This window comes from Actinomadura sp. NBRC 104425 (assembly GCF_030269545.1).
Lineage (GTDB): Bacteria > Actinomycetota > Actinomycetes > Streptosporangiales > Streptosporangiaceae > Spirillospora > Spirillospora keratinilytica.
In genome coordinates this window covers 43,010-54,443 of sequence record NZ_BSTN01000036.1, presented here as the reverse complement: position 1 = coordinate 54,443, position 11,434 = coordinate 43,010, and the positions used below count along the sequence as shown (strand labels likewise).

Annotated in this window: 10 protein-coding genes, 1 pseudogene and 1 CRISPR repeat array (1 of these 12 only partly in view); of the genes and pseudogenes, 4 read left to right on the top strand and 7 right to left on the bottom strand. The window is 69.7% G+C overall.

Annotated elements, in window-relative coordinates; all coding sequences use genetic code 11:
* Both QSK22_RS31010 and QSK22_RS31005 read right to left on the bottom strand, forming a co-directional pair.
* Window positions 1-747, bottom strand: a pseudogene (locus tag QSK22_RS31010) (metal-dependent phosphohydrolase); the annotation flags it as partial.
* A 1,881-nt stretch (window positions 748-2,628) separates the two neighbouring features.
* Window positions 2,629-2,811 carry a hypothetical protein gene (locus QSK22_RS31005; protein ID WP_285498023.1) on the bottom strand — a complete coding sequence of 61 codons (183 nt, stop codon included), beginning with the start codon at window positions 2,809-2,811 and terminating at the stop codon, window positions 2,629-2,631.
* A 288-nt stretch (window positions 2,812-3,099) separates the two neighbouring features.
* Here QSK22_RS31005 and QSK22_RS31000 point away from each other — a divergent pair, with 288 nt between their 5' ends.
* The gene (locus QSK22_RS31000; RefSeq protein ID WP_285498022.1) at window positions 3,100-3,930 is read left to right on the top strand and encodes an IclR family transcriptional regulator; all 831 of its coding nucleotides are present in this window, start codon (window positions 3,100-3,102) and stop codon (window positions 3,928-3,930) included.
* Window positions 3,931-4,321: 391 nt separating this feature from the next.
* Here the strand turns inward: QSK22_RS31000 and QSK22_RS30995 are convergent, their stop codons facing one another.
* The 4 genes from QSK22_RS30995 to QSK22_RS30980 all read right to left on the bottom strand — a co-directional run bounded on the left by QSK22_RS30995 (window position 4,322) and on the right by QSK22_RS30980 (window position 8,375).
* Complete coding sequence (locus QSK22_RS30995; RefSeq protein WP_285498021.1) at window positions 4,322-5,269, bottom strand: GNAT family N-acetyltransferase; 948 nt, start codon at window positions 5,267-5,269, stop codon at window positions 4,322-4,324.
* Between the two features lie 131 nt (window positions 5,270-5,400).
* Window positions 5,401-6,306 carry a DMT family transporter gene (locus QSK22_RS30990; RefSeq protein WP_285498020.1) on the bottom strand — a complete coding sequence of 302 codons (906 nt, stop codon included), beginning with the start codon at window positions 6,304-6,306 and terminating at the stop codon, window positions 5,401-5,403.
* Entirely contained in the window at window positions 6,303-7,343 is a 1,041-nt protein-coding gene (locus QSK22_RS30985) for a thiaminase II/PqqC family protein (protein WP_285498019.1), read from the bottom strand. Before QSK22_RS30985 ends, QSK22_RS30990 begins: the two co-directional genes overlap by 4 nt.
* Before the next feature lie 12 nt (window positions 7,344-7,355).
* A complete protein-coding gene (locus QSK22_RS30980; protein ID WP_285498018.1) occupies window positions 7,356-8,375 on the bottom strand; it encodes a hypothetical protein in 1,020 nt (339 codons plus the stop codon).
* Between the two features lie 487 nt (window positions 8,376-8,862).
* Between QSK22_RS30980 and QSK22_RS30975 the strand changes: the two genes are divergently transcribed.
* The 3 genes from QSK22_RS30975 (at window position 8,863) to QSK22_RS30965 (ending at window position 10,881) form a co-directional block, all read left to right on the top strand.
* Window positions 8,863-9,357: a cytochrome P450 gene (locus QSK22_RS30975; RefSeq protein ID WP_285498017.1), complete on the top strand. Its 495-nt coding sequence runs from the start codon at window positions 8,863-8,865 to the stop codon at window positions 9,355-9,357.
* A gap of 204 nt (window positions 9,358-9,561) precedes the next feature.
* Entirely contained in the window at window positions 9,562-9,687 is a 126-nt protein-coding gene (locus QSK22_RS30970) for a hypothetical protein (RefSeq protein WP_285498016.1), read from the top strand.
* Window positions 9,688-9,696: 9 nt separating this feature from the next.
* Window positions 9,697-10,881, top strand: a complete 1,185-nt coding sequence (locus tag QSK22_RS30965; RefSeq protein ID WP_285498015.1) for a methyltransferase domain-containing protein — start codon at window positions 9,697-9,699, stop codon at window positions 10,879-10,881.
* 182 nt (window positions 10,882-11,063) lie between these two features.
* Here QSK22_RS30965 and QSK22_RS30960 read toward each other — a convergent pair whose 3' ends face one another.
* Entirely contained in the window at window positions 11,064-11,234 is a 171-nt protein-coding gene (locus QSK22_RS30960) for a hypothetical protein (protein WP_285498014.1), read from the bottom strand.
* 126 nt (window positions 11,235-11,360) lie between these two features.
* Window positions 11,361-11,434: direct repeats of the CRISPR family, unit length 28 nt (it continues 503 nt past the right edge of the window).

Here is an 11,434-nt window from a genome sequence, read left to right as displayed (position 1 = left end):
GTAGTCCTTGGTCTCCACCGCCTGGCACAGCGCGGCCAGCGTCGCGGCGTGCGCCTGCTGCTGGGCGTGGGTCTGCTCCAGCGCCCACCGGGCGATGAACAGCGGCAGCAGCACCAGCACCGCCGCGCCGGTACCGACGTGGGGCCACAATCCGGCGATGAGCAGCCCGAACATGCCGTATCCGAGGCACCCGACCGTCAGGTCCCGGCTCTCGTGAGCCAGCTCCCCGAACCGCGCCTGCCTGGACAACAGCAGGATCCCGGCCAGCAGCAGCAGGTTGACGCCGACGAAGGTGACCAGGGCGCCGAGGAACGGGACGATGACCTGCTCGACCCAGCCGGCCTGGCTCTGCCGGGGCGGGCTGCCGCCGAGCGCCTCGAACACGGCGCCGGCGGCGTATCCGCTGATCGCGAACTGGGCGCCGTTGAACAGCCGCTTCACCGGCGCGAACAGCCGCTGCCCGGTGACGATGGCGGCCAGGCCGAGCAGGGCGGCACCGGCGGGGCCGAGCAGCACGACCGAGGCGAGGCTGGCGGCGAACGCCAGGGACACCTTGGCGCTGGAGACGCTCAGCCGGGCCGGCGCCGAGTCGCAGACCCAGAACAGCACGCCCAGCACGGCCAGGGTCGACCAGGCGCGGGCATCGAACTGCGCGGTCGCCGCGGTGACGGAGGCGGTGATCAGAGCCACGGCAACGGCCATGGTGGTGCCGACGTAGGCCCAGGCCGGGCCGGGGAGTCCGCGCATGGATGCCGCCTCCTGCGGGTCGGGTGCCGGGCGCTCGCCCTCAGCAGGGTAACGACGTGATCACACCAAGCAGTCGGTGATCGGCAAATCCTGGACAAGTCGTAACGTGCCGTTGAGGCGTGACGGCCCGGCGTCGCCGACGAGTTCGCGCGGCAGCGCGGCGTTGCGGCCGGTGGCTGCACCGGTCTCCAGCCCCGAGGTCGATGAAACGGCGTCTGCGCCGGGGAGCCGCTGGACGTGCCGTCCGCGGTCTGCTCGACCGGTGTCAAGGCGGGCAGCGCCATCAGCCGCTCATGCAGGTCCCGTACCGCTGCGGACGGCGCGTCGGCCATCGAGTGCGCGTCCGGGCGCTCCTGCTGGTGGAGCGCGACGCGTCGGACGGGATCGTGTCCAGGAGCGCGGCGGCGTCACCTGGGCGGCCCAGTGCAGCCTCGGCGCGCGCCAGTACGACCGACCCGAGGCTTCGGCTCGAAGTTCCGGCATGCGGCCCGGCTGCGGCGTGACCCCAGGCCAGGTCGGCTGCGGCGTCTTCGTCCTCCAACGCCTGGGACACTTCATCCCCGACCGACAGCGTCCGCGACGGCCGCAGGCGGCAGGTGAGACGTCAACGGGCGAATCCGGCCTTCCTCGCCCATCCCCAGAGCCGTCATCAGCAGAGCCGGGCACGGTGCCGTGGGACACCAGCATGATCGTCCGCGGGTTATCGCGCATCGTTTCCCCAGATGACGGGGACCGCTGTCGGCTAGCGTCATGTCAAGTCGCGGCCCGGAAGGGGCAGGACAGTGACGTTTTACTAGCGCGCCCGTCATTTCGGTTGACATTGCAGCGGATTTTCGGATGACAGCAACCAGAGACGCAAGATCGTTTCATGATTCACGATCTCCACATCGTCCTCTTGCAAGATCCCGAACCCGGATGAGATCATCAGGAACGCTCGCAGGGGCCGGCTTTTCCGACAACGAAAGCAACACCGGACGCTAGGATGGGCGCTTTGGAGTTCCACGTCGTGGTCAGGTCCGACTTGCTTGCTCCAGAGCGCGGGCAAAATCGTCACTTCGCTTACGCGGTGCTGCGGGAGTGCTGCTCGGTCCGCCATGACGGAGCCCCGGTCTGGCCCACCGGTCGACGCCTCGACGCGCCGCGCGCCTGCGCCGGCCCGCCCCTCGCGACCTGTTCGGACGCGGTAGCAGGGAGCTTGGAGCGGCGGAGGCCGCCGCGCAAAGGCCGCAGCGAGCACGCCTCTCTCGGATGCCCGATCGTCCGCATTCCGGGGTCGCGCTCAAGGGACGTGACTCGGCGACACGACGGCACGACACGGTGCGACGGACCCCGCCAGGAAGTTCTGCACACCGCGTTCATCCGCGCGGTCACAGGCATATGGCTGTGCCGCATTCGGCCATGACCGGTTTCCGGAATGGCCTTTGACGGGAACACCGAAGTCGACTTTCGTGGGGCCTCGAGAAGGAGATCACGAAAACGCGGAATCCCGTCCGACAGCGATGTTCGGGGGCGGCGTACCGGATTCGGGAGCGACTGAGATCCCGAGATGTTGACGTCAGAGGTTGACGGGACCAGCATGTCGAGCAAGGAGATCAGGATGGCGGGCGCCGGACGGACGGCCGTGCGCGAATGACGGCCGTACCGGACGACCTGTCACCGCGTTGCGATCCCCGAAGGGGCGGAAAGGCCGTTCCCCGGCTGCCGCCGGCCGCGCCTCAGCCCTGTCGCATCATTCCTTCGAGGTCGCGCGAGAAGTGCGATCCGCCCGCCGCCCGGAACCTCCCCCGTGTGACGGCTGTCAGTCCCGGCGGCACCGGCATCCCATGGGTCTTGCAGCCGACCGACCGGTGCGGATCGGGGCGCGACGACCACCGACGCCGGTCACCCGTCCCTCGGCAGCCCGCGCCCGACCGGCTCGGCGCCGGCGCTCGCCGGCCGGGGCAGGCCCACCCGCACGGAGCCGCGCACGGCGGCGTGGGCGGGTTCGGCGGCTTGGCCGGTGAGGGCGGCGCGCGGCACCGCGCCGCTCGCCGCGGTCGTCGAGCGAGGGACCGGCGTGGCCATGGTGGACGTTCTCTGTGCCGTCGACATGCCGTCGACGCATACCGGCGGGGGCGTCCGCGCCGCCGCCGACATCCGTGCGCGGAGCCCGGAGGTCGGTGCGGGGCCAGGAATGACGTCGGCGGCGCCTGCGCCCAGGCGCGGTGTCCGCGAAGCCCGGTCGGCGAGCCCGCCTCTTCTCACAGCCCGCGCCGGTGCGTCCCCTGAAGGCCGCCTCGCCCGTCCCGCATGCACGTCGTCCGTTCGACCAACCCCTTCGAAGATCGCGGCAACAGCTCCCGACTCCCCCTCATGGAGTTCACATTGACCGCCAGAAGCAAGCGCAGACTCGCCACGGCGAAGAACACGGCAGAGGCAGCGGACGAACGGTCGGAGAAGGGCGTCAGCGCCCAGGATGGAGCGATCCAGAAGTCGCAGCGCCTCATCCGGGCGTTTCCACCGGACGGCAGCGCGATAAATCTGACGACTCTCGCGAATCGGGCAGGACTGGCGAAATCCACCGCTCACCGCACCCTCGGAATACTGGTGGACACCGGCGTCGCCGTCCGCACGGAGGATGGCTATCGGCTCGGATCGCGCATGTTCGAACTGGCCCAGTCGGTGGCCCGCGCGATGCAGAACGCCGATCTACGGGACCGTCTCCTCCCCTATCTCCTGGATCTCTACGAGCGGACCCACGAGACCGTCTACATGGGCATCCTCCGCCATGACGAGGTCCTGTGCAGCCAGGTTCTCTATGACCGGCGGGGGCCGAGCACCCCGCTCCGCCAGGGGCAGGCCGCCCCCGCGGCCGAGACCGCTGCGGGCCACGCGCTGCTGGCGTACTCGCCGGCGTTCCACCAGCGGCCGGGCCGCGGATGCCGACACGTCAACGACACCGTCACCTGGAGCAAACTGTTCCACGTGCGCCGGATCGGTATCGCCGTGGCGCACGCCGGGGGTCTGGCCGACGTGATCGAGATCGCCGCACCCGTTCTCGACGCCAACCGCTACGCGGTGTGCGCGTTCACGGTGTCCGCGCCGCGCCAACGACTCGATGTCGGCCCGACCGCGGAACTCGTGAGACGGGTGACCGACGCCGCGTCCAGGGAACTGAGATGCGCGCGTCGACAACGAGCGTGACCTTGTTTCGCACGTCGGCTTCTCCACCCGGAGCCGCCTTTCCCGCCGCCGGCGGCGCCCACCTGCCGGACAGGCGGCGGCACACTGCGGCGGAAAGCCGTACTGCCGCGATTCAGTGCACTGCGCAGTCGACCCGTTCCCCGTTCTCGGTGGTTTCGATCGCCCGGCCCAGCCGATGGCGCACCTGACGGAGACGGGACCGCTCCTGCTCCCGGCTCCGTTTCGACCGTCCTGGGAGACGGTCGTGAGAGTCCCACGACGGCTTGTGGAACACGGTCGGACATCGGCCTTACGCCGAGCACCTCACGCCGATCGGACTTCGCTTCGTTGGCGGTCGAGCGACCGCACCATGGGATTCCTACCGGTGTCCCGACGTCGAATCCTCGGTGCGTCACGAGGGTGCCGGGCTTGCCGCCGGCCGGCATGGGATGTGACGGCGCACGGATCTGACGAAGGGCAGGCTCTCGATTCCTCCCCCGAGTCGCGGGTCCCCGTAGACCGCCAGGTCGAAGAACGGCTGTTCGTCGCCGCCCGACAACCCATCCGGGTATCCCAGGATCAGGGCCAGGTCGCCGAGCCGATCCAGTGCGATCACCAGATCGGCCTCGTCCCGCCAAGAGCCCGGCCCGGTCGGCGGGTCGGCCGGGTACGGAGTGAAACCAAGCCTCGCCTTGGAGGTCATCAGGCCGGGCTTGGCGATATGGCCGTAGAGGTTGGGGTCGTTGCCGGCGCTCACGCGTCGAAAGCCCTTGGCGCGGGCCACCGACGTCGCCTCGACGTACAGGACCTTCTGGAGGCTGCGTTCGCGCCAGCGGGGCCGTATCGCGGCGAACCTGAAAAGGACGGTTCCGGTCTCCTCGTCCTCCCGGCAGACCAGACCGCCCGCGAAGCCGTCCGTGGAGTGGGCGTACAACAGCCAGTGGCGCTCGTCGGCGAGGATGGCGTCCCGCAGCGACGTGGCGAAGGGCACGCCGTGCCGCATTCGGGCCACCATCGACTCGTACACCTCCAGGAACCGGTCCAGCGTCTCGGGTCGGATCGGCTGCTGCAGTTCGATCCGGAGTTCGTCGTGGGCTTGTCTGCGGCACCGGCGGATGTCGTAGCGGACGCCCTTCGAGAGCCTGGCCAGCCATTCCTCTTCGCCGGCCCCGACGTCGGAGTACCAGACGAGCCACGCCGGTTTGCGGACGAAGCCGCGTTCGGCCAGCGCTCCCCAGGTTTCGCGGGGCGGCGCGGCGACCCGGACGACGTCCGTTCGCGGTGGAATCGCGCGGCGATCGAGCCGCAGCGCCTCCTCTGCCGAGAGCAGCATGACATCGATCCCGGCGTCGTGTCTCATCTCCATGCCACACCTGTTCTCCGGAGTTCGGTCAGGGTGCCCCTCCCCGGCGCGGCGGAGTCGCCGACATGCGGAAAGGGGATCGATGCCTCCGCGGCCGGACCGGTCGCAGGGTGCGGCTCGGCGAACGATCATGAACGTGCCGGAACCGCATCGGGGGTGGCGCGGCGTTCCCCGAAACGCTGCCAGACGTAGATCACCAGCAGTGCGGCGAAGACCAGGACGGAGCCGAAGAACTGGTGGAACTCCAGGCGCTCCCCGCGCACGACGAACCCGGCGGCGACCGCCACCACCGGAATGAGGTAGAACGCCAGTGAGGATCGGACCGGCCCGATCCGTGCGATGAGCCAGTAGTTCACCAGGAAGGCCACGGCCGTGCCCGCGCCGAGCATCGCGAGACTGGCGACGATCGTCCAGCTCAGCCGGATCGGCTCCAGGTACCAGCCGGTGCCGGTCGGAAGCATCAGCGCGCTGGTGGCCAGCGCCTGCGCGGCGGCCAGTGCCAGCTTGTCGTTGGGCAGCTCGCGCATGAGCCGGGCGGCGTAGGTGTAGGCGAACGCATAGCAGGCGGCGCCCGCCAGACACAGCACCTGGCCGGCGATCGAGGCCGCGCCGCCCGCCGCCGACCAGGGTTTCAGCACGATGGCGATGCCGACGAAGCCGATTCCGGTCGCGGTGAGCTCGGCGGGCGACGGCCTGCTGCGCAGGAGGAGCCACGCGATCGGGATCGTCAGCAGCGGGGTCATCCCGTTGTAGACCCCGGCCAGCGCGCTCGGCACCTCCTCCTGGCCCCAGGCGAACAGCAGCCACGGGATCGCCTGGCCGAGCAGCCCCATCACCGCGAGTCTCCACCAGGCCGCTCTGCCCGAGGGGAGACCCACGCGCCGCACCCACGCCAGCAGCAGCAGCGCGGCGGTGCCGAGCGCGATCCGCACCATAACGATCTGTGCGGGGTTGAGCCCTTCGAGCGCCTCTTCCACGAACAGGAAGTTGGTGCCCCAGATGCCGGCCAGGAGGAGAATGCCGAGAAAGTTCATGCGACCTGCGTGAGAGCCCGGCCCGCCTCCACCGGGTACTCGCCCGCCGTGAAGTCGCGCACCCCGCCTCCGTTGCCGTACCAGGCGACGATCTCGGCGTCGACCCGGCACCGCTGCTCCATCACGTCCGCCACGGCCTTGGCGCATTCACGCACGGTCTCCACGCTCAGGTAGGGGACGTCCGCCAGCATGTCCAGCGTGACCGCGTCGTGCGCCTCGTCCTCGTTCACCTCCGAATGGGCCACGATGGGTTTGACGAACTCCTCGGGCAGGCCGAGGTCGGCGCACCTGGCCGTGAACAGGTCGAGGAAGTCCAGTTCCGGTTCCTCCATGGGGAACAGGGTGGCGATCAGGGCGAGCGGGAAGTTGTAGGCGTAGACGCCGAGCGATGCCATGATCGCCATTGTGGCGGGGAGCGGCTGGACACGCAGCAACCGCCGCCGGTCGATGCCGACCGCCTTCAGCGACTTCTCCATCATCCGGTCGTGGTTGCGCTCGGTCATGTAGAAGCGCATGAGCGCCTCCCACACCTCGATCCCGAGGTCGTCGCGGGCGAGCGCCGGTGCGAGCGCCCGGGGGCACAGGTGGGTGATGTGCCAGTATTCGATCGCGTAGCCGATGAGCTGCTCGCGCGTGACCGTGCCGTCCGCCAGCGCCGCGATGAGAGGGCTGTGCAGCGCCGGGCGCACCGCTTCGGCCTGCCGCCGCAGCACCGCGTAGGCCGACAGGCCGCTCAGGCCCGGTCCCGCCTCCTTCGCCCCCTCGGCGAGCATCCCCTGCTCGTCGAACGCCTCTATCATCTCGGCGTACTCGTCCGGGGTGCCGGGGAACGCGGCGGCCAGTTCCCCGGCCGACAGCCTGCCCTCGGCGAGCACGGCGGCGAAGTCGTGGAACTCGGCCGCCCGGTCCTCGTCGAACTCGAACTCGATGAACCTGCGGCCGTCGAGGTAGGAGAACTCGATGCCGGTCTTTCCGTGGTCCGTCCAGCGGACGCCGGGACGGAGCATGGGCCGCTGGAAGCCTTCGAAGTCCCCCATCGATTCCTCCTGTCAGAGTTCGCTCGTGCGCAGCAGCGGCCTGGCCGGGTCCCGGTAGTAGGACGCGATCCCGTTGAAGAACGCCGCGTAGGTTTCCATGAACAGGTGCGCCTTGGCATGCCAGCGGGACTCGGTGTCCGCGTCGACTCCGGGGACGCACGCGAACAGTTCGCGGCTCACCGCACCGTGGTCGTGACCTGCGTTGAGCCGGGCGTGCGCGCGCAGCGGCTCGACGAACTCCGCGGCGAGGCCGACCTTGTCGCAGGCGGCGATGAAGGAGTCGTAGGCGACCTTGCCGTCGGATCCGTCGCCGTCCGGGTCCAGCCGGCCCTCCAGGACGCCGATCGTGGCCAGGAAGAACAGGGGGTCGGTGCGGGCCCACCACGACAGCATCTTGATCAGCGCCGTGGTCGTCGGCAGCGGACGGGCGCGCAGGAGGTCCTCGCGGCCGATGCCCAGGTACGCGAACGCCCGGACGACCACGTCGTCGTGCCGGTGCTCCTCGTGGTAGAAGTCGTTGAGCATGCCTCTGACCTCCGCGCTCTCGGGCAGGGCGAGCACCGCGGAGTCGAACTCGTTCTCCCGGAAGAGGAAGAACCAGTTCTCCAGCCCGAACCCGTAGTAGACGTTCGGCGGCAGCGCCTCGGGTTCGGTGAGCAGGGTCCTCCAGAACGGCCCGGCGAAGACCAGGTCCTCCAACAGCCGGTTCAGCACGTCCTCGAGGCGGGACAGCGCCGCCGGCCCGGACCCGGCCTCGGGTTCGGCTCCGTCCTCGATGAGTCCCCACGCCACCGCGGGCGCCAGGATCCGCGCCACCGTGTCGGTCTCGATCCCGGTGTCGGCGGCCAGCTCCGGCAGGGTCGCCGCCCCGTCGAGCCGTTCCAGCAGCCCGCGGAACGCCTCGGTGCCGACGCCTTCGGGCGGCTCGACGTCGAGGACGTCCGTCGGGGTGTGCAGCTCCACCTGACCGGCCGCGCCACTTTCGACCCTGGCGCACAGCCGGGGCTTGACCGGCAGAATCGACTCGGACAAGCTCCGTTCCCTTCTGTTGTCGAGGACGTCCGTGCGGCTCCGGGGACGGCCCCGGAGCCGCGGGCCGGAGACCGGCGGGCCGCCCGGCAGGCCGGCCCGCCAGCGCTCCTACGTCAGAGGTGGACGGCGGACAGCGACGGCACCTTCTTACGACGCTTGATGCGCATGAGCTCTACCCCCTTCCACACTGCCGGCGCGAACGCGAAAGAGACTTCCCCGAAAACAGTCGCGCGAACGGCCGAAAACTGCCTCGAGGAGCCCGGATTCAAACATATGGACGGCCTTATGACGCCGTCAATCAAGCGTTCAGCCAGGCGGAACGGCGGCCGGGCCCGGCCAATCGCGAAACATTTCCATTCGGCACGACATGGCGGACATATGTCCTCCTTTTGACCACGTCGCGGCGGGTTCCGCACGCACTGAGCCGACGCGCGATCGTCCCGCCTAAAGGCTGCCATGACCACAGACGCCCGATCATCCGATTCCATTGTTCGGCTCTACGACAGGTTCGGAGACTGATCAATCGCGAACTACGCGACCATCTGAGCGAACATCTGCCGAACGGCGACCGGGCGATCGACCTCGGCTGCAGCGGCGGTTATTTCTTCGAGATGCCGGCCGCGAAATATCGCCAGGTCGCGGGCGTCGAGCCACCGACATCACCGTCGACGGCATCACCATCCGCAAGGGCGAACTCGTCATCCCGGCGCACGATGCAGCCAACCGTGACCCGGCCGTCTTCCGCAGCCCCTACCGGTTCGACCTCACCCGCCCCAACGCCGCCGACCACCTGTCGTTCGGGCACGGCGCCCACATCTGCCTCGGCCTCCATCTGGCCCGCCTGGAGCTGCAGATCATGGTCACCAAGTTGACCGGGCGGCTCCCGGACCTACGGTTGGCCGGTACGGTGCCGTGGAATACCAGCATGATCGTCCGCAGGCCGACAGCGGTCCCCGTCATCTGGGGAAACGACGCGCGATAACTAGCGTTATGTCGAGTCGCGGCCCGGAAGGGGCAGGGAAGTGACGTTTTACCTTCTGGGCAGCCGTTTGGCGGCTACTTTCGGTGTGCCCGCCCGCGCTGGAGGTGACGCCCTGGTGTCCGTCCACCCTCGGCGCGGCCGTGGACGCCCCGAACTCCTGGAACGAGTGTCCGCCGAACCTCAAGGATGAGAGGACAGCAGCCCATGGGCAAGCACGGAGGCAAAGACTCCGACGACAAGACCACGACCGACGGCAGCCGCCCCCAAGGCGGCAGCCGCGGCACCGGCGACGGTACCAAGGGCAACACCAGCGACGGCCAGCGGAAATAGGCAGAGCCGATGACCGTCCCGCCCGACCTGTCCGCCCGCATCGACGCCCTCGCCGACCTGCTCACCGCGCAGGGCGACCTGGCCCCCAACTCCCGGTGGCGGACCGCGCTCGCCAAAGTCCCCCGGCATCTGTTCGCACCGGCGATAGGGCAGGCCGACCCGGACCGGACCGGCGCCGAACGGTACCCGATCGACCGGGACACCGACCCCGGCACCTGGTGGGCCGCGGTGTACGACGACGCCTCGATCATCACCCAGTACGACGACGGCGCCGGACGCGTCGCAGACGGCCGGGGGATCCCGACCTCGTCGCTGTCGGCGCCAGGCGTCGTGATCACGTTCCTGGAACTGCTCGATGTGCACGCCGGGCACCGCGTCCTGGACGTCGGCACCGGCACCGGCTGGACCGCCGGCCTGCTGTCGTGGCGGGTGGGCGCCGACCAGGTGACCACCATCGAGATCGACCCGGGCCTTGCGGCGCAGGCCGCGCGCAACCTCAAGGCCGCCGGGTTCTCACCCCGCCTGGTCATCGGAGACGGTCTGGCCGGCTACGCCGAAGCCGCCCCCTACGACCGGGTGCACTGCACCTGCGCGATCGCCGCCGTCCCGTATGCGTGGGTGGAGCAGACCCGGCCCGGCGGCCGGATCGTCGCGCCCTATCAGCCCGGCTTCGGCTGGGGCCACAAGCTCGTCCTGGACGTGCTGGGCGACGGCACCGCGAGCGGCCGGTTCCCCAGCGGCGCCGGGTACATGATGGCCCGCGCGCATCGCCGCCCCCGCCTTCCGGCCGACGAGTGGGTCCAGCACGGCGGCCCCGTCGAGGTCTCCCGCACGCGCCTGGACCCGCGCGCGGTGGCGTACGGCCCGCCCGCGGCCGACCTGGCGATCTCCGCGCACGTGCCCGGCGTGCAGTGCCGCGCGTTCTCCGACCCAGCCGGGTCCGGCGAGGTCACCGTCTGGCTGCTGGACAACCGCGGCCCCGGCGGATCGTGGGCCTCGGTGGACTATGAGCCCGGCGCCGGCGAATACACCGTCGAGCAGGCCGGGGAACGCCGCCTGTGGGACGAAACCCAAGCCGCCTACCTGTGGTGGCTTCGAACCGGCCGCCCCGCACGCGACCGGTTCGGGCTGACGGTCACCCCCACCGGCGAGCATTTCTGGCTGGACACTCCTGAGAACGTGATCAAACGATGACGCTCACGGTGATCTCGTTCGGATACCTGGACCTCGACTCGGCTCCGCCGCCCTCGCCTCCATACTGAAGTGCCCCGAACCTTCCGGACAGGCCCCCAGCTAGAGTTGGGGAGAACCGGAAAAGAAGGTTGTCGGCACGACAGAGGCGGCATTCCACCCAGGAGCCTCTCGCTCAACCTTGATCACTTGTCCCCCACCGCGATCACCTCGTCGGGTGGATTGCCGCGGGCCGGATCCCACTGCCGGCGCACGACCCGCTCCAAAACCCCGAGGTGACGACGCCCGTCCCTGGGCAGCAGGTCGACGTCGGCAGGGTGCGGGTCACACCAGTACGGCTCATGGGGCGTGTCCATCGCCGCCTCATGCTGCCAGAACTGCGACGCGGTGGTACCTGCGAGGCTGCCGCCCCGGCCGAGGGTTGGCAAATCCAACTAAATGAAAACTGAGCTTCGCCGATATAGACTCCCAGGTCAGCAAGTGTCGGCCCCGCGCACGCGGGTATGGTCCCGGCGCAACGGCTGGCTGTGACCGGCCGTTCCCGTCGGCCCCGCGC